General features: G+C 39.7%; 18 protein-coding genes, 1 pseudogene and 1 other annotated feature. Of the genes and pseudogenes, 1 reads left to right on the top strand and 18 read right to left on the bottom strand.

The window, feature by feature from the left end:
* Nucleotides 1-11: 11 nt before the first annotated feature.
* From AAA071_RS06525 to AAA071_RS06460, 14 genes are all read right to left on the bottom strand, one after another.
* Nucleotides 12-851 (bottom strand): transporter substrate-binding domain-containing protein, encoded by an 840-nt coding sequence (locus AAA071_RS06525; RefSeq protein WP_021147573.1) that lies wholly within the window; start codon nt 849-851, stop codon nt 12-14.
* Entirely contained in the window at nt 844-2,247 is a 1,404-nt protein-coding gene (locus AAA071_RS06520; protein ID WP_316073783.1) for an MmgE/PrpD family protein, read from the bottom strand. The genes AAA071_RS06525 and AAA071_RS06520 overlap by 8 nt, the downstream gene beginning before the upstream one ends.
* A 31-nt stretch (nt 2,248-2,278) precedes the next feature.
* The gene (locus AAA071_RS06515; protein WP_024062051.1) at nt 2,279-3,394 is read right to left on the bottom strand and encodes a glutathione S-transferase C-terminal domain-containing protein; all 1,116 of its coding nucleotides are present in this window, start codon (nt 3,392-3,394) and stop codon (nt 2,279-2,281) included.
* 306 nt (nt 3,395-3,700) lie between these two features.
* A complete protein-coding gene (gene pcp, locus AAA071_RS06510) occupies nt 3,701-4,354 on the bottom strand; it encodes a pyroglutamyl-peptidase I (protein WP_077707927.1) in 654 nt (217 codons plus the stop codon).
* Nucleotides 4,355-4,468: 114 nt separating this feature from the next.
* Nucleotides 4,469-5,398, bottom strand: a complete 930-nt coding sequence (locus AAA071_RS06505) for a DUF979 domain-containing protein (RefSeq protein ID WP_349234092.1) — start codon at nt 5,396-5,398, stop codon at nt 4,469-4,471.
* Between the two features lies 1 nt (nt 5,399).
* Entirely contained in the window at nt 5,400-6,149 is a 750-nt protein-coding gene (locus tag AAA071_RS06500; protein ID WP_024062049.1) for a DUF969 domain-containing protein, read from the bottom strand.
* A 208-nt stretch (nt 6,150-6,357) separates the two neighbouring features.
* Nucleotides 6,358-6,843 (bottom strand): GNAT family N-acetyltransferase, encoded by a 486-nt coding sequence (locus AAA071_RS06495; protein ID WP_004694271.1) that lies wholly within the window; start codon nt 6,841-6,843, stop codon nt 6,358-6,360.
* Nucleotides 6,844-7,254: 411 nt separating this feature from the next.
* Nucleotides 7,255-8,985, bottom strand: coding sequence for an S-layer homology domain-containing protein (locus tag AAA071_RS06490; protein ID WP_349234091.1), 1,731 nt, complete (start codon nt 8,983-8,985; stop codon nt 7,255-7,257).
* A 736-nt stretch (nt 8,986-9,721) separates the two neighbouring features.
* Complete coding sequence (locus tag AAA071_RS06485; protein WP_302132045.1) at nt 9,722-10,909, bottom strand: oxygen-binding di-iron domain-containing protein; 1,188 nt, start codon at nt 10,907-10,909, stop codon at nt 9,722-9,724.
* A gap of 310 nt (nt 10,910-11,219) precedes the next feature.
* Nucleotides 11,220-11,759, bottom strand: a complete 540-nt coding sequence (locus tag AAA071_RS06480) for a hypothetical protein (RefSeq protein ID WP_012863703.1) — start codon at nt 11,757-11,759, stop codon at nt 11,220-11,222.
* Between the two features lie 232 nt (nt 11,760-11,991).
* On the bottom strand, nt 11,992-13,062 hold the full coding sequence (gene leuB / locus AAA071_RS06475) for a 3-isopropylmalate dehydrogenase (protein WP_302132044.1): 1,071 nt from the start codon (nt 13,060-13,062) through the stop codon (nt 11,992-11,994).
* A 286-nt stretch (nt 13,063-13,348) separates the two neighbouring features.
* Complete coding sequence (locus AAA071_RS06470) at nt 13,349-13,840, bottom strand: 3-isopropylmalate dehydratase small subunit (protein WP_008603290.1); 492 nt, start codon at nt 13,838-13,840, stop codon at nt 13,349-13,351.
* A 1-nt stretch (nt 13,841) separates the two neighbouring features.
* On the bottom strand, nt 13,842-15,101 hold the full coding sequence (gene leuC, locus AAA071_RS06465) for a 3-isopropylmalate dehydratase large subunit (RefSeq protein WP_302132041.1): 1,260 nt from the start codon (nt 15,099-15,101) through the stop codon (nt 13,842-13,844).
* A gap of 1 nt (nt 15,102) precedes the next feature.
* Nucleotides 15,103-16,641: a 2-isopropylmalate synthase gene (locus tag AAA071_RS06460; RefSeq protein ID WP_205112760.1), complete on the bottom strand. Its 1,539-nt coding sequence runs from the start codon at nt 16,639-16,641 to the stop codon at nt 15,103-15,105.
* A 176-nt stretch (nt 16,642-16,817) separates the two neighbouring features.
* Nucleotides 16,818-17,021 (bottom strand) — a binding site (T-box leader).
* A 156-nt stretch (nt 17,022-17,177) separates the two neighbouring features.
* Here AAA071_RS06460 and AAA071_RS06455 point away from each other — a divergent pair.
* The gene (locus AAA071_RS06455; protein ID WP_278452008.1) at nt 17,178-17,693 is read left to right on the top strand and encodes a DUF308 domain-containing protein; all 516 of its coding nucleotides are present in this window, start codon (nt 17,178-17,180) and stop codon (nt 17,691-17,693) included.
* A 368-nt stretch (nt 17,694-18,061) separates the two neighbouring features.
* Here the strand turns inward: AAA071_RS06455 and AAA071_RS06450 are convergent, their stop codons facing one another.
* The 4 genes and pseudogenes from AAA071_RS06450 to AAA071_RS06435 form a co-directional block, all read right to left on the bottom strand.
* Nucleotides 18,062-19,270, bottom strand: a complete 1,209-nt coding sequence (locus AAA071_RS06450) for a hypothetical protein (RefSeq protein WP_278452009.1) — start codon at nt 19,268-19,270, stop codon at nt 18,062-18,064.
* 166 nt (nt 19,271-19,436) lie between these two features.
* Nucleotides 19,437-20,557: pseudogene (locus AAA071_RS06445) on the bottom strand (IS1249 family transposase).
* A 354-nt stretch (nt 20,558-20,911) separates the two neighbouring features.
* Nucleotides 20,912-21,319 carry a hypothetical protein gene (locus tag AAA071_RS06440; protein ID WP_009351901.1) on the bottom strand — a complete coding sequence of 136 codons (408 nt, stop codon included), beginning with the start codon at nt 21,317-21,319 and terminating at the stop codon, nt 20,912-20,914.
* 387 nt (nt 21,320-21,706) lie between these two features.
* Entirely contained in the window at nt 21,707-22,339 is a 633-nt protein-coding gene (locus AAA071_RS06435; protein ID WP_349234090.1) for a hypothetical protein, read from the bottom strand.
* Nucleotides 22,340-22,458 lie beyond the last annotated feature (119 nt).

Genomic DNA, 22,458 nt, shown 5'->3' with positions numbered 1-22,458 from the left:
CGGCCTATCCGTTATTTTTGTGTTGGATCGAATGTGTAATCCCCACCAAGATATTGTTCAGAAAGTTTTTTCAACGTACCATCTGCACGCATTTCTTTCATAGTTTTATCGATTTTTTCGTTTACTTGTTTCATGTCATCTGTACGTTTAGACAAGAAATAAGTTGGTACTACGGCCAATACATCACCTACGGCTTTAAGTGGCAAGCCACGGTCTTTAATAGCAGAGTTAATTACGTATTCATACTCACCTGCTGCATCAGCACGGCCTGTAGCAACGAGGTTTAATGTTTCTGCACCTGCTTTATCTGTATAGATAACTTCGATTTGAGGATTTGCTGTTTCGTTGAATTGTTTTACTAACTCGTTGAACTCAGAGGATGTAGTAACGGCGATTTTCTTGCCTTTCAAATCATCCAATTTAGAGATGTCGTTGCGATCGTTTTTAACTACTAATTTACGTGTAGAGTAGTTGTTAACCTCATTTGTGTAGTAGTATTTTGCTTCACGTGTCGGGTTGCGACGCATTTGGTTTGCAATCATGTCCACTTGGCCTGCATCCATTGCTACAAAGGCAGCATCAACGGCCATTGGCTTGAAGTTGAAGTGAAGGTCTGGATTACGACGCTCAATTTCTTTCAACAATTCTACGTCAAAACCAGTAAGGTTGCCATTATCATCTGTATAGGAATAGGGGCGAACTGTACCGCGTGTAGCTACGTTAATTACTTTAGCATCAGGATTTACCTTTGCGTCCTTAGATGTATCGTCACCGCAACCAGCTACGACAAGCACGCCTAGTGCCAACGCGCCGATGGCGAATAATTTCGTTAATTTCTTTGTATTAAACATGTAAAACTCCTTCTTTTCGCAATGTTTGCAGGAATGACTCTACCTTATCTGTATGGGTAAAAGCCTCAATAACTCTATCTATTTGGTCAGCCTCCAAGGTGAGACCTAATTTAATGCGTATATCCTCCATAGTAAGAGGATTCTTCGGCGATCCTTTAGGATTATTCACCGTTTCTGTGAAAGTATCTCCATTTTTCAAGGTAACGGTTACTTTCGTAATCCGCTCTGTTTGAGATACCTTCGGCAAGTCATAGACACGCTCTATGCGCGACATACAGTCTCGTACATCTGTGTCTATGGCATCTATCTTGAACAACTCATCCTGTACCGACCCATACGCGAGGACTTGGTACACGATGTACTCTATGGAAAACTGCCCTTCTCGACCTGTTGTTGGCGATGTATAACGCAATGCCGCATCAGCACCAGGTGGGAAGTGAACAGTCACTCGATTTATCTCATCCCAAAGGGAGAAATCGGGGGTGGTACATAATCTACATTGATCTTGTTCCTCTGTATCTGGTGAAAGGTAGTTGTGTTTAGACACATACGAAGAAGATGTATATAGTCTATGTACCACGATTTCTGCTGCTTCAGCGCCACAAATGGCTGCCGAGCAATACGGGTGAACTTTCATCCACAAACCAGGATCAATGAGTTGTCCTGGTGCTAGCCAACGGCTAGCAATGTCATTTGATGTAACGGTAATATTACCGATAGTTTTAAACCAACCCCGTTCAGGGTCAAATGGTTTTGTACTTGTTCGCAGTGATGTATGTTGTAACAGTTCGTAAGCCCATACGCCATTGCGTGCCGCCAGTCCCGCATGGAGCGGCTTACCATCTGTGCCACTTTGAAAGAACATGCCCGCCGATTGAGTAGCAGCCAAAGACAGGAGCTGAGCCAAGCTTTCACCATGAAGGCCTCGCAAAGCGCCTATAGCGGCCGCCGCCCCAATAACACCAACGGTCCCCGTAGAATGCCATCCTTGGGTCCGATGGGCAGGATTGATAAGGGAACCAATAATCCCTTCTAACTCGGCACCGATGATATAGGCCCGAAAGAATTCGTGCCATGTATCCGTCGGCTCGAGCACTGCCAGTAAAGCAGAGTATAAAACAGTACTGAAATGACCTGCTAGATTTGCCTGGGCGTCATCAGAATCTAAATAATGGGAGGCAAAGCCATAATACAAAGCTTTATCGGCTTTAGATACGTTTTCTCCATTAGTCCCGATGAACCGAGCCAAATCTTGAACGGCCTGTTCCGTCTCAGCCGGCGCTAGAGATGCCAAATAATCTAGAAAAGCAATGCGAGCCACTGACAGGAGGTCCTCACGGTTCGTCACATCCGTTTGTTCTATGTGGTTCACAATCGTCTGTGTTACTAAATCCATGGGGCCCCCTTTCAGTTATCTATACAATCTATTATTTACCAAATTTTTCAGCACGGTCATTTGGTTCTAACCAAATGGAGTCGTCTGGACCTTTTGGAACGAGGCGTGGTAGGTCTTCAAATGGCGTATGGTCTACATAGTAGAAGCGTTTACGCATAGAGTCGAAGTCTGTTGTGCCACCGAATGCTGGATTAGAGTACAAATCCTTCGCATAGTTCCAAAGATTTGGATAGTCTACGAGGCGTTTTTTATTCACCAAATATTTTTGGTAGAACACGAGATCAAAGCGCGCTAATGTTGGGAAAATACGGATATCAGGGTCTGTAATGGTATCCCCCATCAAGTAACGTTGCTTGCTAAGGCGTTCTTCGAGCCAATCTAAGCGAGCAAAGATACGATCATAGTAATATTCGTAATCTTTTTGGTTTGTTACAAGAGCTGCCAAGTTTACAGCCAAGTTGAAGTCAGCGTAGATGATAACATTCAATGCATCGATGTCAGCACGCAATTCTTCTGGGTAAATATCTGGCGCATCAGGGGAGATGAAATCTTTAAAACCCAATGCCAACTCAGTAGTCAACGCATGGTAGTCGTTGTTTACTACCGCACCTGTTGTAACATCTACGATAGCCGGTACTGTGGAGCGTGCATCGTAGTTAGGGTCGCCTTTGCGGTACGCTTCACCTAAGGAGTGAATGCCCAATACAGGGTCCTTTTCATCCTTATCAAGGGTAAAGAACCAGTCTGCAATTACACCTGCAGGACGCAATGGATCAACCGTACCTTTTGAAATCACTTTATCTAGTCCGAGCAAATCGATGGCAATAGCAATACGGTGAGCCCAAGGGCAATGCTTAGACCATACAAGACGATAACGATCTTTCTCTACAGGTAAAAACCCTGGTTCACTGCCAAAAGGTGTTGTGAATTGAGGCTCTTCACTATCAGAATATTTTTGACGACGGTTAAAATTCGATGCATCTTTACCTTCATACTCCTTCTGCTCCCCTTGAGAACGAGGGTTACTAGATTGAAACTCAGAAAAATCGATGGGACAAGGATTCATAGCGCGTTGGAACTCAACCTCTTTCCGAGCCGCTGCAATGGTAGGATCCTTAATGTTACTTACATCTACATGTTCACTCATTCTATACTCCTTATAGAGGTCATCCCCATGAGCTTTATTCCACCTTTTATGGTAAAAGCTTCTGTTGTATACCTCAATTATTCCTACTAACTTAATATGAATATAAACCTATATTATATTATTTAAAAACCTATGTCAATAGTAGGTATTTTTATTTTTATAATGATCATTAAAAATTAAAAAGCTCAAGCTATATCATTTCTAAGATATAACTCGAGCTTTTTAATTATGCGTTATGTAAATGTAAATATTATATGTTAAGTAAACATTATGTGTATTGAATAAACACTAGTATTGATAATATTTTTATTCGTGCGGTGTTGTATAGTTAATATCTTGTGCCTTGTAACTTTCACCATGAGCTAATACATGAACGATGGTTTCCAATGTGGCACGTACAGTTTCAACAGCCATGCTAGGTTGATTTGGTTTATCCACCACTTGGGATGGCAAGTATGGGATGTGCATAAAGCCCGCCTGAATATTGCCCTTTTGCGCGGCATAGTGACATACACCATACATCAAGTGATTGCATACAAAGGTTCCCGCTGTATTGGAGACCTTAGCAGGAATACCGTTTTGATGTAACGCATTGACGATATTTTTTATGGGCAATGTCGCAAAATAGGCACTAGGGCCATCGGCTACAACAGGCTCATCTTCCGGTTGATTGCCCCCATTATCTGGGATGCGAAAATCGTCGCAGTTAATAGCAACGCGTTCCACTGTAATATCAGGACGACCACCTGCTTGACCTACACACAGGATAAAATCTGGTTGGCACTGTTCAGCCGCTGCTTTTACAGTATCAACAGATTTATAACGAATGGTAGGAACCATTTGTGTCACTACCTTGTAATCACCATCAGTATAACCATCCATTGTTTTGACCGCTTCCCAAGCCGGATTAATAGGTTCACCGCCAAATGGATCAAAACCGGTAATCAAAATTGTTTTCATCACACTACCTCATAACGATATCTTATGGTGCATTAGAACAATTAAACATGATATATAACCTTAGAAGATATATCATATAGTTTCATAAGCATATCGTGCTTTCACAGAAAAGGGTTAAATAAAGTAATACATTAATAGAATATTCAATACGAGCATAATCAATGCAATTGGAAGTTGTGCTTTAATAACGCCGTATTGGTCGCGCATTTCAAGGAGCGCTACCGGTACGATGTTAAAGTTGGCAGCCATAGGTGTCATCAAAGTACCGCAATAGCCTGCAAGCATTGCTATAGCACCAACAGCCGCAGGGTTCGCACCATGAGCTACAACGAGCATTGGGATACCGATGGCACTTGTAATCATCGCAAATGCAGCAAAGGCGTTACCCATGATCATTGTGAAGATAACCATACCGATGCAGTAAGCCACAACAACGAGGAATACATTATCTGCTGGTACTACACTTGCGACTGCACTGGAGATAAGTTTACCAACGCCAGCCAAATTAAATAGATACCCAAGAGCCGCTAATAACTGGGACAAAATAGCAGTCCAACTGATAGCATCGATAAGACGACGACCTTCATGGAAACCTTGGTTAAGTTCGCCCTTTGTAATAAAAAGAGCAGCACACATAGCGATGATTGCGGCAATACCTAGACCAACAAGAGCGCCTAACTTAGTAAAGAAACCAATGAAGAATGTAATAATACCAACAAGTAACGCTGGTACGAAGATAACATTACCAATGCGAACAGCTTCGCCTTTTTTGAATTCGATAGGAGATTCAAAGTAATGGCCTTTGCCGAGTTGTTTTACTAATACAATAGCCGCCATAGCAATGACAAGCCAACCATTAATTTCCTTGGAGAGATAAGAACCAAAGATAAAGGTTACGCTATATAAGAGCCAAAATAAGCCTGTACCAATGCGATATTTATGTTCTTTATCTAGAAATGATTGAATAGCAAAGATAAATAGAATAATCCCTACGAGAAGATATACATAATCTAAGGGCTGCATTTTATAGAATATTTCTAACATATTATTCAGCCTCCTTCTTCAATTCTTCTGGTGTAACAAGAATATTTAACTCATTAGGTACTAATTTACCAGCTTTCATATCCGCTTCGTCACGAGCTACAGATGCTTGAATTGTTTTATCAAAGATAATAAAGCGAATAAAGTTAACGATATAGGCACAAACAGCAGTTGGCAATCCGTACAATACCATATCTGTTAATTCTACAGAATAACCTAATTGTTCCATAACGCCTTTGATGAGTAATAACCCACCAGCAGCAAGGAATAAGTTTTGACCGAAGAAGTTACCTATATTATCTGCAGAAGCAGCCACACCGCGCACCTTATCAAGCGTACGTTGAGATACTGGACGGCCTTGAGCTACCGCAGCTTCACTCATAGGAGCAATCAATGGACGAACCATAGCAACCATACCGGACATGTTAATGCCAAAGGCTACAGTTACTTGACGCACAAATAAGTAAATCATAAAGATACGACCTGCCGTAGCAGCGTTGATCTTACTGATCAAAATTTCTGCCCGTTCACGCAAGCCGTGACGTTCCATAAGACCGATAACAGGTAAAATCAAAATAAATAATGACATATAACGATTTTTAACAAAGGCCTCTCCAATAGCACCAACGATATCGTTAATACTGAGACCACCTGCAAGGCCCGTTACAAAGCCTGCGGCTACGACAACTAACAAGGCATTAAAGCGCAGCATCAGACCGATGACCATCACTAAAATACCAGACAAAATCAACATATGGTCACATCCTTTCTACAAATCATCCATAACACATATAACCATAAAGATACGTTATATGTATATATTATATACTGAATAGTCATAATCTTACACAAAAAAATACCTTGTATCTAAATTTAGTGAATGTCCCTGATCTGCGATCAGAGCATAAAACACTCAAATAGAGTACAAGGTAATTTACATAATTAATATAACGCTTTCTTAATTAATTTAATTCTTTCTTAAATAATATAGTTGTATGCTGTTTTCCTCTAAAATGAACCTTATCATATGCCGTAAACCCAAAGGATTCATACATTTTAGGCAACCACGGATGCTCCTTAGCCGTTCCTAATGTAACAATATGCGTTTTAAACTGTTCTTTTAAAAGCTCCTCTGCATAGCCCAAGACTTCCCGTGCATACCCTTTGCCTTTGAAAGCTGGTGCTGTTACAAAATGAGCAATATGCGGATATTTATCCGGTGTTGAGTATTTCACCCAAGGCATACAAAACGTAATAGAACTAACTAATTGCCCATCAATATACAAGCCGTATACAGGATAATTTTCAATCCACTCCTTAGATTCCTCTTCCGTAAAATCAATAGCGTCGAAGCTAATAGGATAGTCTTTTATAGCTGCATAACCGTCGATTAGTACCTTATGATATTCTGCTGTGTCTGCTACTGTTAATTGTCTAAATTCTTTCATGGTCTTTCCCTCATATCTATATTTTATTCACAAACTACGTATATTAATTCACTTTGTGAAAGTAATTATACACCTATATGTATTTATTTGCAATATATTTACATAAATATTATATGAAATCATAATATCTATAAAGGAAATCTTATATGCAATAATGTAATATATAGACCAACCCTCAACCATACTAAGTATCAAATAAATAAAAGGTCCAAATTCTCAACCGAAAGAGTGTTTGTATAAAAATAAGCAGAATACAATTTAAATTTCAGTCAATGATTTCATTCCGTCTAACCATAATTGACGAATTCCTATAAAATAAGCACAATACCACAAAAAAATTTAGACAAAAAAACAGGATGTATCAAAGATACATCCTGTTTTGAACTTTTACAAACTCTAGAAAAGTTAATTCTATTGATTATTGTATATACGGGAACCGTATACGTCACGTTCATTTTTAGGTTCGTTATTAACGCGAACACGTTCAGTTTTATGACGATCGTTATCATCACCAGAAATACGATCAACACGGAAGTGGTTAAGACGAATATTTTGTAATTCAGGACCGAATTCATTCAATGCACGTTTCATATTTTCGTCAATAGGAGCACCATTTTGAAGTGCACGGTACAACATGGTAGCGAATTCGTAACGAGTCATCTTAACATCGCCTTTGAATGTGCCATCAGGGTAGCCAACAAGGATACCATTACCAGCCAATTGGCTAATATATTGGTAAGCCCAGTGGTTGCGAGGAACGTCTGGGAATTCAGCAGTTTTGCTTGGATCAATTGCATGTGGAGTCAAGATTTGTAACAAGTTATTATATTTGTTTTCCATATCTTGAAGACGTGCGTTCAATTCAGCAATTTCACGACCCATAGCTACGCGGGAACGGGATTCAGGGGAACGTTTACCTAGGCGAATAGATACACCTGCGTTCAATTGAGTTTCACCAGTACCTACAGTGCCACCAACGGAGAACATTGTATCTTCGTTAGGGCGGTAGAATGCGCCCAACGCAGCGGAGTTAGCATTATGGTAGTGACCATAACCAGCAGCAATTGTCCATTTGTCATCTGGGTTGAAGTCCAATGGATGCAATGCAGCCAATGCAGCAGAACCTGCACCTACTTTATTAACGCGTCTTTCAACAGTACCAACACGACTAGTCAAGTTCTTAATATTGTTATTGATTTGGCCAGGTGTGGAATTGTTGATTTGTGTTTGTAAGTCATTAGCTACGGAATATAATTGGCTACCGTTTACAGCATCTGTAGAAGTAGCGGAGATTTCCCCAGCCGCAACATTTTTAATTTGACGCTCAGCACCAACTTTACCTACAGACACGGAACCATTAGCAGCAGAACCTACGCCAGCAAAGCCACCGAACGTATGACCAGCGATTGTTGCACTACTTTGTGCTGTAGCTTCACTTGTAGTGGAACCTGTACCTAAAGCGATAGAGTTTAAATGTGTTGCATTTGCATGATCACCAATCGCCATAGCATAGTCAGCTGTAGCACTTGCATCAGAACCAAACGCATTAGAACGCACGTTAGTTGCCTGTGCACCAGCGCCAAATGCTTGAGCATGATCACCAGATGCAAGAGCAGAGGAACCCATAGCAACAGAATGATTATTGGTTGCTTGTGCGCTAGAACCAATCGCATTAGATTTATAGCCAGACGCTAGTGCTTCATAGCCAATAGCTTGTGAGCGAACTTCGGAAGCCTTTGCACGAGTACCAATAGCGGTAGACCATGTACGTTGTGCTTCAGCAGAATGACCAATAGCAATAGATTCATTCATCAACGCTTTGGAAGAATTCCCCATTGCTAATGCAGAGGTACCTGCTGCAGTATTGTTAACACCTATAGCGACAGAATTACTTTTCCAGTCACTAGTTCTCTTTGTAGCATCATCTGGCTCATTTTCATAATCACGATCACGGAAGTTTGCATCAGATTCTTTTACAGTATTACCACTACCATACGCAACTGCATTATTAGCACCTGTAACAACATTAGTGTTGTCCATTACAACAGAAGCAGCGTCTACTGGATTAACATTCGCACCAACAGCAGTGACAGCAGCCAATACAGCAAATGCTAATTTTTTGGAATGTTTCATTTCTCTCATCTTACACCCTCACTAAATTAAAAAATTATCCAAATTACAATACAATTTTTCATTCTCTCTATGTTCCGTCTCTCACCTCGGTCTGAACAGGCGCATATTCTAAATTAGCATAAAGAAATACCCCTAATCAGTTTAAGAAAAATTTATATTGTCGATTACCCGCATAGCATATCAAAGTTTTACGATATACACAACCCTTTTTTCTAACACAAACCAAATTACCAAGTCTTTATACCTATCAAAATCCGCTTTATTCCTAGCTTTACAGGGAAATAAATTTTACTCATTATTTCCCCTTATGAGTTAAATTTTTCGCAACTTTGTAAACTTTTCTCATATAACAAACTGTATAACTTATAAATAAATAACCACCTTATAAGTACGCAAAATATACCTTATATCCTCATTAATTCACATTCACACTTAATTCATGAATTATATGTGAATTAAACTGTTTTGTATATTTAATCAACAACTTAACATTTTATTATAATTTTATATTTCTATAGCGCCAGTATCTATCAATGCAAATCGGTGCCCCAAAAAACGCTAACGAGAATGTTATGAGAATAAACATGACAAATACAATTTATATTGACTAATATTTTATGTATATGTTTAAAAAAAGAAGGCCCCTATTCTTCATGAAAATACCCCTTTTACTGATTATCCAGTAAAGGGGGTACATATCAAAAATAGGGGTTTTATAACAAGAATCTTTCTTTATTATATGTAATTATGCTAATAATGCACTTACAAGTGCTTCTGCTTTATTAAAGTCGGATTCTTCTGGGTTCCAGTTGCATTTGATTTCAGGTTCTACTACAGAGAATCCATATTTAGTCAACTCTTCACGGAGTACCTTTGTAGATTCACCAGACCAGCCATAGGTACCAAATACAGCAGCCTTTTTATTTTTGAATTTCAACTCACGCAAGAAGTCGAGCCAACCAGCTACAGCAGATAATACGCTGTTACCCACTGTTGGAGAGCCTACAGCAATCGCTCTAGACTTAAAGACTTCCGTCATAATATCATTTTTATTGGTTTTGCTAATGTTAAAAATCTTAACACGTGTATCAGGGGATTGCTTAGCAATTTCTTCAGCAATCTTATGGGCCAATTTCTTGGTGCCATCCCACATAGTATCGTATACAACTGTGACTTGATCTTCTTGGTACGCTTGAGACCATTCATAATATTTTTCTACGATTTGCATTGGATTTTCTCGCCAAATGGCGCCATGACTAGTAGCGATGATATCGATTGGCAAGTTAAGCTTTTGAATTTCTTCAACTTTAGCTTTTACCAATGGAGAGAATGGATTCAAGATATTAGCGTAATATTTCATCGCCTCTTCCCATAGACGGCATTGATCGGCCTTATCCGCCCATAGTTCTTCTACGGCAAAATGCTGACCGAATGCATCGTTGGAGAACAAGATATTATCCCCTGTCATATAAGTCGCCATGGAATCAGGCCAGTGAAGCATGCGCATTTCTACGAACACCAAGGATTTACCGTTCCCGATATCTACGGAGTCACCAGTTTTAACAGTTTTGAAATTCCATTCTGGATGATGATATTGACCAACCAAGGACTTAACTGCATTTTCGGTACAATAAATTGGCGTATTAGGTATTTTTTCCATCAACGCAGGCAAAGAACCACTATGATCTACTTCGCCGTGGTTACATACGATGAAATCAATCTTATTCAAATCGATTTCGGATTCCAAGTTATCAATGAACTCAGAGGAATGAGGTTTCCACACAGTATCGATGAGGACAGTCTTCTCCTCTTCAATCAAATAGGCATTTTGGCTTGAACCATTATTAATACTGTAATCAGAACCGTGGAACTCTTGCAATTCCCAGTCGATTTTGCCAACCCAAGAAACATTGTTTTTAATGTGCTTTCTCATAATAACCTCCATGTTCTGTGAAAGTTGACGTGCTTAACTCAGATTTTTTTAATGAACCTATATAGAAACACGAATGATAGAAGCAACTTTCACCGATAATACCAAATATATGGCCAAATGTTATATCAATGGATACAACATAAATCGGTCATTAACTATAGTTTTATTATATCGATATCACACAATTAAGTCTGTACCTGTAGGTACAGTTTTGAGAATTATTATAAAAACCACTCATAGGTAATCACATGCCGTACATTAGTACACATCGATTTCCCATGAGTGGTTACGAGTATATGTAATTATATGATTATTTATTACCCGATTTAGATAGTCCAGGGATAGCTTTATAGATATATAATGCAATATATCCATCAACCAAGCTATGAACGATGGTACCGCCACCTACAAGAACAAATACAACGTAGATGAGATCAATGTTTGGCATCGTAGTGGTAGTATAGAACAATAGGCATGCTAGTACCTCACCAATAGCGTGAACGATAGCACAAGCAAGGTTAAACGCAACAAAGGATAGAGCCCCTGTTAATACGCCTGGATGATGTTTAATATAGTAAGCCCCCATCAAGGCAAAGATGATATGAGATGCAGCACGCATAACGATAACAAGTGGGAACCCTGCTACAAAGAAGCCGAGCGTAGAACCTATCACGACACAAGCTGCCATCTTTCTAGATAAGAACATAGCTAGGAATATAGGAACATGACTCGCCAATGTATACGATGCCGGTGGAATCACAACTTTCAAAGGCATCACGATAGGAATCATGATGGCTAATGCCATCAATAAAGCAGTAATGGTTAAATTTCGATACATCGAAGAATTCATAAAGGCCTCCTTAAAGAATATTTTGCCATACATCTACCAATATAGCACTCTAATATATGAAGAACAACTACGTATACCGCTAGTGTCCTACAAAAAAAAGAGAGGGCCTTACAACCTTCTCTTTTTTAATTGGACAAATATATTATAATACCTATATCTTAACGCTTATAATACGATTTTAAAAATGACGTAACTCACGTTAATACCTTTCAGGAATCTTAATTCATTACTTTTATAAACGTTCGATTACGGCTTGCGCCATTTCTGTTGTACCTACGCGTTTCAACCCTTCACGGTAGATATCGCCAGTGCGGTAACCATCAACGAGCACTTGTTCTACAGCACTTTCAATAGCGTCAGCCACTTGAGGTAAATCAAGGGAATGACGGCACATCATCGCAGCGGACAAGATTGTACCCAACGGATTCGCCAAGTTTTTGCCCATGATGTCCGGTGCAGATCCGTGGATTGGCTCGTACAATGCAGTACCGGTACCCATGGATGCAGATGGTAAAAGCCCGATAGAACCGGAAATAACAGCACCTTCGTCGGACAAGATATCGCCGAACAAGTTTGTCGTAACGATAACATCAAACTGTGCAGGATTTACAACGAGCTGCATCGCGGTGTTATCTACATAAAGGTAATCTGTTGCAATATCTGGATTAGCAGCCGCTTTCTCTTGCGCGATTTTACGCCACAAACGAGAAGACGCCAATACGTTTGCTTTATCTACGGATACGACCTTTTTGTTACGTTTACGAGCTGTTTCCATAGCGATATCCATGATGCGTTCTACTTCATAACGGCTGTATGTTTCTTTATCCCAAGCGAACTCATTAGCACCTTCACCTTGTGCCTCTTCACGTTCACCGAAATAAATACCGCCAGTTAACTCACGAACGATAACGAAATCTACATCTTGTACGAGCTCCTTTTTAAGCGGAGAATACTCTTGCAAAGATGGATAGATTTTCACAGGACGCAAGTTACAGAACAAACCAAGCTCCTTGCGAAGACCTAGGATTGCCTTTTCAGGACGGATAGACGGATCTACATTATCCCATTTAGGACCGCCAACAGCACCAAGCAATACAGCATCAGCATTTTTACAAGCCTCGATAGTATCCTCAGTCAAAGGCACGCCGTATGCATCAATAGACGCACCGCCCGCTTTCTTATCAATCCAATTAACCTTTATACCGGCTTTCTCAAAAGCCACATCACACACAGCCTTCGCTGCAGCAATAATCTCAGTACCGATACCATCACCAGGAATCAATACGATATTCTTTTCGCTCATATTACCTCTCCAATATATAGTTAAAGATTGCAAACCTCATGCTCTCCCTCAGTGCCCTTTGCGAAGAAATCGCAATAGAACTTAATGGGACAAGAGCTGGCATATCCCTTAAGACTGACTTAGCTCGCTCCTCACTCCCCCTCTGCCACAAATCCATTCAAGATATTGTTAGCTAGAGGAATTTTAAGTTTTGCTACACAAAAGTAGAATCGTTGGAAACGAAACACGTGTCGAAACCGACTTAGCTCGCTTTGGAGGCTTGAGATACGTGTTTCGTTTCATTCTGCTACTTACGGTTTTTAGCAAAACTTACAAGACCACCGGCTGCCGCAATATCTTGAATGAATTGTGGCAACTCCGTCCCTTGGTATTGTTCATTTTTCGTCAAGTTGTACACGATACCTTTAGACAAGTCTACGCCGATTGCATCGCCTGCATCGATACGATCAACTTGTTCACCGATTTCCACAACTGGTAAACCGATGTTGATAGCATTACGGAAGAAGATACGCGCAAAGGAGTGTGCAATGATCACGGGCACACCTTTAGCTTTAATAACGCCTGGGGCGTGTTCACGGGAGGAACCACAACCAAAGTTTTTACCAGCTACCATGATTTCGCCAGCTTTCACATTAGGAGCGAATGTAGTATCAATATCTTCCATCGCATGTTCAGCCAATTCGTTCCAATCGGCAATCGCCAAGTAACGAGCCGGAATGATTACGTCTGTATCTACATCGTCGCCGTAGCGCCAGATTTTCTTGCTTTCAAAATCCATGTTAAACCTCCTCAGGGCCTGCAATGCGGCCTAATACAGCACTTGCTGCCGCCACGTAAGGGCTTGCCAAATATACCTCAGAATCAACGTGACCCATACGACCACGGAAGTTACGGTTTGTTGTGGAAACTGTGCGTTCCCCTGCAGCCATGATACCCATGTAACCGCCTAGACAAGGACCACATGTTGGCGTGGACACAGCGCAATCAGCTTGAATGAAGATGTCTAACAAACCATCTTTCATAGCTTGGTCGTATACATCTTGGGAGCCAGGGATTACGATACAACGAACGAATGGAGCCACCTTGCGACCTTTGAAGATTTCCGCAGCTGCTACCAAGTCTTCATAACGGCCATTTGTACAAGAACCGATGATAACTTGATCGATTTTAATATCCTTGTCGATTTCGTTGATGTAATGCGTATTGGATGGCAAATGAGGGAATGCTACAACTGGCTGCAATTTGGACAAATCGATTGTAATAGTTTGGGCATATACCGCATCAGCATCTGAAACGATTGGCTCAACAGAGCGATTTACGCGACCTTTGATGTATTCTTCAGTAATTGCATCGTAAGGGAATACGCCACATTTACCGCCCGCTTCGATAGCCATGTTACAAATTGTAAGACGATCAGCCATAGTCATATGCTGTACGCCTTCGCCGGCGAATTCAAGAGCCATATAACGAGCGCCATCTACACCGATTTGACCGATTAAATCGAGGATTACGTCCTTACCAGTTACCCATTTATTAGGTTTGCCGATAAGTTCAACCTTGATTGTTTCAGGCACTTTGAACCAAGTTTTACCTTCTGCCATAGCAACGCCCGCATCAGTGGAGCCTACGCCTGTGGAGAATGCATTCACCGCACCATATGTACAAGTGTGGGAGTCAGCGCCGATCATCATTTCGCCAGGACCGATAAGACCTTTTTCTGGCAAAATAACGTGCTCGATACCCATTCTACCCACTTCAAAGTAGTTCGTAATGCCATGTTCGCGTACGAAATCGCGCATTACTTTTGCTTGTGTAGCGGATTGAATATCTTTATTTGGTGTAAAGTGGTCAGGCACCAAGTAGATTTTATGACGATCAAATACAGGTTTGCCGATTTTTAAGAACTCTTTGCGAGCCGGTGGGAATGTGATGTCGTTCATCAATACCGCATCCAAATGACACTCGATGATTTGGCCTGGCTTTACAACATCAAGACCCGCATGACGAGCCATATTCTTTTCAGTAATGGTCATACCCATATTATTCTTCCTCCTGTTGTTCTAGCTCCATAGCTAGGAATACTGAGTTTACTGCATTAATATATGCATTTACACTTGATTTAACAATATCGGTGCTGATACCACGACCATGGTACAAACGACCGTTATATTCTACCTTGAGAGTTGCTTCCCCAAGGGCATCTTTACCAGCTGTTATAGCGCGGATTTGGTAATCTTTCAAACTGATTGGCAAGCCAACCACACGTTCAACCGCTTTAAGGGATGCGTCTACTGGGCCATCACCAACGGCTGCATCGGCTTTTTCACCTTCTGGAGTCATGAGACGAACATCAGCATAGGCATAGCCTTTTTCGCCCAATTTGTAGTATTGAGCCACGAGTTCAAATGCTTTTTTGTGGTGAAGATTATCTACTACAAGGGCTACGATATCATCATCGTATACTTGTTTTTTGCGGTCCGCCAATTCTTTGAATTTACCGAAGAGATCATTGATTTTCTCTTCCGTGAAAGATTGGAATCCAAGTTTTGCCAAATGATCGGCAAAGGCATGACGGCCAGAGTGTTTACCTAATACGAGATCTGTTTTTTCAGCACCTACGGACTCAGGCGTCATGATTTCATACGTTTCAGGGTTGCTCATCATACCATGTTGGTGAATACCAGACTCATGAGCAAAGGCGTTAGAACCTACGATTGGTTTATTTGGAGGAACTACAACACCTGTTAAACGGCTCACAAGTTTAGATACTTTCGTAAATTGTTTTGTATCAATATTCACTTGAAGGTCATCGAAATAATCATGGCGTGTTTTAAGAGCCATAACAACCTCTTCAATTGCTACATTACCTGCACGTTCACCTAGACCATTAATTGTGCCTTCTACTTGACGTGCACCTGCTTTAATAGCAGCTAACGTATTCGCATTGGCAAGGCCTAAGTCGTCATGGCAGTGAACAGAGATGATGGCATTTTCAATACCTGGTGTATGTTCTTTAATATAACGGATTTTGTCACCAAATTCGTTAGGGTTCATGTAACCTACTGTATCTGGTACGTTAATAATCGTTGCACCACCAGCAATGGCAACACCAAATACTTGGCACGCGAAATCTAAATCAGAGCGTGCTGCATCTTCACCGGAAAACTCGATTTCATCAACTTTACCTTTTGCATACGCCAATACAGATTTAACCTTATCCAAAACCTCTTGGCGAGTCATTTTTAATTTATATTCCATATGAAGTTCGGAAATAGCAATGAACACATGTAAACGGCTGCGTTCCGCATCTTTCAACGCATCAATCGCTTTTTGTACGTCCTTTTCATTAGCACGTGCCAACGCACAAATTGTTGCACCTTTCACTTCGCGTGCAATTGTTTGTACTGCTTCAAAATCCCCAGGGGATGCTGCTGGGAAGCCAGCCTCGATTACGTCGATGCCGAGGCGTACTAGGCCTTTCGCAATTTCAATTTTTTCAGGAGTTTGTAAAGACACACCTGGTGTTTGTTCCCCATCACGAAGGGTTGTATCGAAGAAATATACGCGATTCTGTTCCATAATCTTCACCTTTTATCCTATAAAACATATTCCCTTATTACATCTATTCATTGTGAAAGTCTAGTAAAACCGCCGATTTCAACGCTATTTCGGCTAATCCTAAGTAGATACAATTAAATCAGTAATTTTACTAGACTTTTACAATAAAAAAGCCCCTCAGAACAACTGTCGTTGCTCAAAGGGGCGTTATATTCATAACACGGTACCACCCTAATTGGGACTCGTTTCGGGTATAACGGAACCACCGTCGATGACTACTGCTGTATTCGCCACCGAAGCTCGCGGGAGAGTGTCAGCGTACAACCTCTATTGCCTCACACCGGCCGGCAACTCTCTGAAAGCAGGATTTGTAAACCTTTATACCCGTTCATCGCTTGATTTAAGATATAAAAGTATTATACGGTATTCTATAGAACTGTGTCAACAGGATGGACATGTGAGTTTTGTGAAAGCACAGTTTTATCGTTACAATTTGACATTCCCCATGATTTCACGCATACTGAAAATAAGCAGTACCAAAGATTGGAGGAATAATTATGAGTGGTTCAAACAAATTCTTTTATATTTTGTCGGGTATTGTAAGTATTATCCTAGGGATATTCTTACTATTAAATCCGCTTATTAACCTCTTTGCATTCACTTGGGTTATGTCTATCATCTTCTTTGCCAATGCAATCAGTGGCATTATAAATTATTTTAGGTTGCCTTCTGCAATGAGAAGCGGCTGGCATCTCATTGGCGGTATTATCAACGCTCTATTCGGTATCTATTTAATATTCGGCGGATTTGCATTCCTACCATTAGTACTCCCAATTACAATCGGCGTCTGGATGGTAATTGAAGCCATCTTTATTTTCATTAAATCAAGAAAGTCCGACAGCATGGTATCACTCATGGGACGTAATGCAAAATGGCTTGCACTAATTCTTTTACTATTAGGCCTATTACTTATATTCGAGCCGATCGTTTCTGGACAAGCATTTATCTATTTCATCGCCTTCGGTTTCTTATTTGACGGAATTTATTCCATCGGTGAGGCTTTTAAAAAATAGAATATAACTAAATAATTACACTATAAGATCGACCATGTACTGCCAAAATAGCTGTCATAAATTACGATGTCTATTTCGTATTTGTGGCAGCTATTTTATTTGTTTTGGCTAGCCGTCATGGTAAATGTATTCGCCTACTACATTTGCAAGTGGTTAGACGCTTTTCTAGCCCTTTTATTTAGCAACTAGCCCAACGCTCTAACATTAGCGTAATAATGGGGTTATAGGACAAAAATTAGTACAACCCTGTAGTAATTTAAAATCCCCTTGATCAGTACCAAGATACTCATCAAAGGGATTATATTAATTATGAAAAAGACAAATAGCCCTTCGTTATCCTAGGATTGCTATTAAATTCAAGTCACATCTTAGGCTTTAAATATAACACCATTATGCTCTAGTTGTTCCACTGTTTTTTTACCAATGCCCGGTAGCATCAATACTTCTTGTTTAGTAATTGTTTTAAAATCATCTACTGTGTATAGGCCGGCTTGTGAAAGTGTAATTTGTGCACCGAACCGTATATTGTCATATACCGGATTTCCACGCAAAGCCCCACCTTTAGCAACCTCTACGGGGCTCATATGAGCGGACTCGCGTTTTCCCATATAACTATCATTAGAGTACCGATTTATAACAGTTCGATCGGTAACACGTTCATACGCATCATATAGAGTCTGCCATAATGGACTTTCAAAATCCACTAATTGAGTTGGTAAAAATGAGATAGCAGTATATAAGCTTATTAATTCTCGTGGGTCAGAATCTATGTTGCTCACTTGGTCTACCATATACATAATAGCCTCTAAATGATCTTCTACAAAATCGTTCCAGCGCGTTGCATCTTGTAATAACCAATCAATATCTTCATATTCATCAACAAGATCTGCTAATACATCATGGGCTATCTTGCTTTCACCACACTGCAAAGCCAATAGAATATACAGCATATGCATAGGCAACATGATATCCGGAGCCTGATTAAATGCATTTTGTATATCATCGCAACATGCAAGATATCGCTGATATACCTTGCGGCCGCGATCCCAGTTGGCAGCTCCACAACAAGCAACCATCATATACACAAGAAATCCCGAATGATCTTGCTTGTCTCCGTGAAAAACTGGCGTAAAGCAGGCAATCGCATCATTATACATATTATATTCTAAATATATCATCCCCATGTCGATGAGGCAACGCATATAAGGACGCGTCTCTATTATATTCCAATCTATTTTCTTTGGTTTTTTCAACGATTCTACTAGCTGTTTCAACTGATAAATTTGAAAGCTTGGATGTAACTCAAGGGCTATGAGTTCTCGTTTAGCATCTACTTCATCTGGACATAATGCAAGGATTTCATTGTATAACTTCCTTGATTTCTCATTCGTATCAGCCTCTTCTGCAGCCTCATATAAATCACGTAATTTCATTTCTATCGTATTATTAAAATCACCACGATTATATTGAGTCATAAATGCTTCTAACAAATCCTCAATAGATTTGAAATCAGATTCATGTTCGGATACAAATTGTTTCTGTAAACGTAATAATAACTCACTATAAAAGTTAAACATAGAGTATCTCCTTATACATATGAACGTAAAAATACTACTCATATGTAATATAGCACGAGGGAATATATTAATTCTAGAGGTAATACCTCGACCTATTAATATCTCATCTGAAAATGGGTTGGCACCTAGACGATAAAAGGGTTATAGGACAAAACGTGTTGGTACTTTAATCCCAATCATTGAAAGATAATTTGTCATAGTTATGCAAATCACCCCAAGAAATGGCATCCCCCCAAGTTGGAATTATGCCTTGAAGTTGGGCTCTTTCATTCATAGAACTATATATTGTAGAAATACTTGCATCAGTTGGCATTACCTTAAGTATTTCTTTTGCAGAAAGCGGTCTTGGTGAGTGTAAATAACACCACCAAAAGACCGCTTTTATACGTTTTTCTACAGACATTCCTCGATGGTAACGCAATAAACGTCTGAGTTGTGCGTTTACTCCGCCTTCAATAGGGTTATTAGTCCTCGGACATTCTTTATCCAACACCAATGTTTCATCTAAATATCGAAACATTGTCTCTGTATTAATTAATACCACTAGAGAGTTATAGGCTTTTAGTAATCGTTCATGCGTAGCTCTTAAATTATCATTACTATCACGTGTCATTTCATTTAGAAACTCTTTAAAAGTCACCCTCCAATTAAATAATCGTTGAATCCATATTTTTGCATCTTCCTGTGTTTTTACGTTATATAAATCGCTTGCTAAATCTTTTAACATAATGCCTGCTAATGTCTTAGGCCGCCTAGTAGTGTAACGATGTACTTGCCATACGGCATGAACAATACAACGTTGAAGCTTGGCGGTACGCCAAACTTTTTTAATGCTTTTCTAAGACCAGGTCCACCATCAGAAACGACCACAATGGGGGTCGCTATTCGCTGCATAAGAGCTTGCCATGAGCGAGACTGTTCTGACCTACATAAATACCACCCTAATACATATTCACCATCATAACAGATCAAAATACAAGCTTTTTTAGCTAAGTAAATACCATCAACGAATACCACATCTCTCGAGGTTTCAATTTTGGGCGGCATAGGCCATATTTGCCAGAAATCAGCTATCTGTCTACGAAATGTACGGCCCTGCCCAGGCATGTCCTGTTGTGTTTCTTTACTAAATAACCAATTTAGAAATCGATGAAAACATTTAGTAGTATTATCAATAGTTTGTGTAAAGGTGATGTTACACTGCTTACAATGCCATCGTTGTGATCCAGCTTTAGTTTTCCCATATTTTTGACAAGAAAATCCACAATTTATACATCTTACCAGCATGATTATTCCCTCCACTTAGAACACGATTTTCTAAGAAGATATAACCTTATTGAAGCCAGTAAAATCAAGGGTTTTGGGACTTTTTACTAACACATTTTGTCCACCCTCTAAGTTTATCAAAAGAACTTAAAATAGCGATGGAGCCAGTAATTTACTGGCTCCATCGCCTATAAAACCAACACGTTTTGTCCTATAACCCCATTCTCGTTAGTAACTAGCACAATAAAAATAGCAGGGCTGCCACCCTGCTATTTTTTCGTTCATATGAGACTATGTCACATATTGACATCCCTTGTCATATATAGAATAACACTTCACTATAGTGTAGTCAATAAATCCTCTACGCAATCACTCTTAAAAGCTTATCCACTCTAAATTCTCAAAATTATTTAAAATTCGTTTATCCATTTTTACCACTTGATTGGAAAACTCTATTCGATTATTAACAAATGAAATATCTGTATACCATTCCTTTAAACTAGCATACACTTCATTCTCTAAATCAATAATAATGGTTTCAATGGGATCCCAGGTTTTGCATCTTACAGACTCGACCATAACCATACTATTACCTATGAAAGTAACGTCCCTACCATAAATCCAAAACGGTAATACTTTCCCCTTTATAGAAATAGAATATATAGCATCTCCATGAGGTGGTTCCGTTTCATATTGTGCTTTTATATTGTACTTTTCCATTATCTCATTGCTAGCATTTTCTATATATGGCAACGTTGAAATCTTGTAATTATCTGCGTTCATAAAAGCTCCATTATTTTTAATATCAACCACAACAAAGAGGACTGTATATCGCTATTTGTGTAAAAAGTATTTTGCTATACTTATTACGAAGAGAGTCCGTTGACGTGAGTTAGGTTCATCTCCGCGAGGAGGTGATACTATGACAAATCATGAAGTTACCTATGTAATTATCATAGTTCTGTTATCAGTAGTCACTATCATTGCACTAGTTAAGTAGTACAACGATAAACGCCTAACGTATAGAGGAGTGCAGTCCTCTAACACGTTAGGCGTCATCATAATTTTGTTCAGTTTTAGATGAGCCTAACGCCCTAATCACGTTAATGGGCTCTCTTTATATGTATATTATAAGCTAATCAAGCTTAAAAAGATAGTACAGTAATAAACTCAATTAGTACCTACACTGTTAATCATTTCTCTAGCCCGCTCAATAGAAATAGGCTCATTAAATAAGAACACATGGCTCTGCCCCGCTTGTTCCCAAGATGCTAAGTAAACAGCGTCATCTACCATTCGATAGGTTACCGTCATACCATTCACAATATCCGTCTTCTGAGGCACATAATCCTTATAATCGCCTGCAATATTACCAGATAGAGTCGATACGCGATACTTAATATACTTTGGCATATCATCTACACGGTCAAAATATGTTCCTTTTAAAAGCTCATGATAGGCATACACCACTTGTAGTACATCGTGATCCACAATGGATACATGTACGGAACGTAATCCCTCTAAACCACTTGGCAACTGCGGTTTAAAGTTCAAATGTTGCTTAGCCTCATATAGGTTATCAAACACCTCTAGAGATTGACCTTTACAAGTGCTTCTATAATCCTCATCAGTCATAGTACAACTTCCAAGTCTATCTGGACAAGGAAACTCATTTCGATCACCATAAGGCTGATCATAAATCGAATTACCATTGAGACGAAGCCGCATTAAGTCCTCTGAGGAGACAATATTAATAGAACCTATGAAAGCTAGCGTGGCCAGTGCACATATAATCTTTTTCATGATACATTCCCCTATAAACAAACAACATGTATTAAGTAAATTATATCACTAAAAGAACAAATGCCTATATAATACTAGTTACAGCATGATTCTAAGTCTATAATAAGCTGATGCCGAAG

The sequence above is a fragment of the Veillonella parvula genome, from assembly GCF_040097785.1.
In the GTDB taxonomy this organism is placed as follows: domain Bacteria; phylum Bacillota; class Negativicutes; order Veillonellales; family Veillonellaceae; genus Veillonella; species Veillonella parvula_D.
The sequence above is the reverse complement of the archived record's forward strand: the minus strand, read 5'-3'. Positions and strand labels throughout refer to the sequence as shown.

Excerpts from the sequence above, each read along its gene's own strand:
- AAA071_RS06480 (WP_012863703.1), bottom strand. The coding sequence starts at position 11,759 with ATGAATTCTTCGATGTATCGAAATTTAACCATTACTGCTTTATTGATG.
- leuB (WP_302132044.1), bottom strand. The coding sequence starts at position 13,062 with ATGAGCGAAAAGAATATCGTATTGATTCCTGGTGATGGTATCGGTACT.
- AAA071_RS06450 (WP_278452009.1), bottom strand. The coding sequence starts at position 19,270 with ATGTTTAACTTTTATAGTGAGTTATTATTACGTTTACAGAAACAATTT.
- AAA071_RS06470 (WP_008603290.1), bottom strand. The coding sequence starts at position 13,840 with ATGGATTTTGAAAGCAAGAAAATCTGGCGCTACGGCGACGATGTAGAT.
- AAA071_RS06435 (WP_349234090.1), bottom strand. The coding sequence starts at position 22,339 with ATGAAAAAGATTATATGTGCACTGGCCACGCTAGCTTTCATAGGTTCT.
- AAA071_RS06490 (WP_349234091.1), bottom strand. The coding sequence starts at position 8,985 with ATGAGAGAAATGAAACATTCCAAAAAATTAGCATTTGCTGTATTGGCT.
- AAA071_RS06505 (WP_349234092.1), bottom strand. The coding sequence starts at position 5,398 with ATGTTAGAAATATTCTATAAAATGCAGCCCTTAGATTATGTATATCTT.
- AAA071_RS06500 (WP_024062049.1), bottom strand. The coding sequence starts at position 6,149 with ATGTTGATTTTGTCTGGTATTTTAGTGATGGTCATCGGTCTGATGCTG.
- AAA071_RS06440 (WP_009351901.1), bottom strand. The coding sequence starts at position 21,319 with ATGAACGCAGATAATTACAAGATTTCAACGTTGCCATATATAGAAAAT.
- pcp (WP_077707927.1), bottom strand. The coding sequence starts at position 4,354 with ATGAAAACAATTTTGATTACCGGTTTTGATCCATTTGGCGGTGAACCT.
- AAA071_RS06485 (WP_302132045.1), bottom strand. The coding sequence starts at position 10,909 with ATGAGAAAGCACATTAAAAACAATGTTTCTTGGGTTGGCAAAATCGAC.
- AAA071_RS06520 (WP_316073783.1), bottom strand. The coding sequence starts at position 2,247 with ATGGATTTAGTAACACAGACGATTGTGAACCACATAGAACAAACGGAT.
- AAA071_RS06515 (WP_024062051.1), bottom strand. The coding sequence starts at position 3,394 with ATGAGTGAACATGTAGATGTAAGTAACATTAAGGATCCTACCATTGCA.
- AAA071_RS06460 (WP_205112760.1), bottom strand. The coding sequence starts at position 16,641 with ATGGAACAGAATCGCGTATATTTCTTCGATACAACCCTTCGTGATGGG.
- AAA071_RS06495 (WP_004694271.1), bottom strand. The coding sequence starts at position 6,843 with ATGAAAGAATTTAGACAATTAACAGTAGCAGACACAGCAGAATATCAT.
- AAA071_RS06525 (WP_021147573.1), bottom strand. The coding sequence starts at position 851 with ATGTTTAATACAAAGAAATTAACGAAATTATTCGCCATCGGCGCGTTG.
- AAA071_RS06455 (WP_278452008.1), top strand. The coding sequence starts at position 17,178 with ATGAGTGGTTCAAACAAATTCTTTTATATTTTGTCGGGTATTGTAAGT.
- leuC (WP_302132041.1), bottom strand. The coding sequence starts at position 15,101 with ATGGGTATGACCATTACTGAAAAGAATATGGCTCGTCATGCGGGTCTT.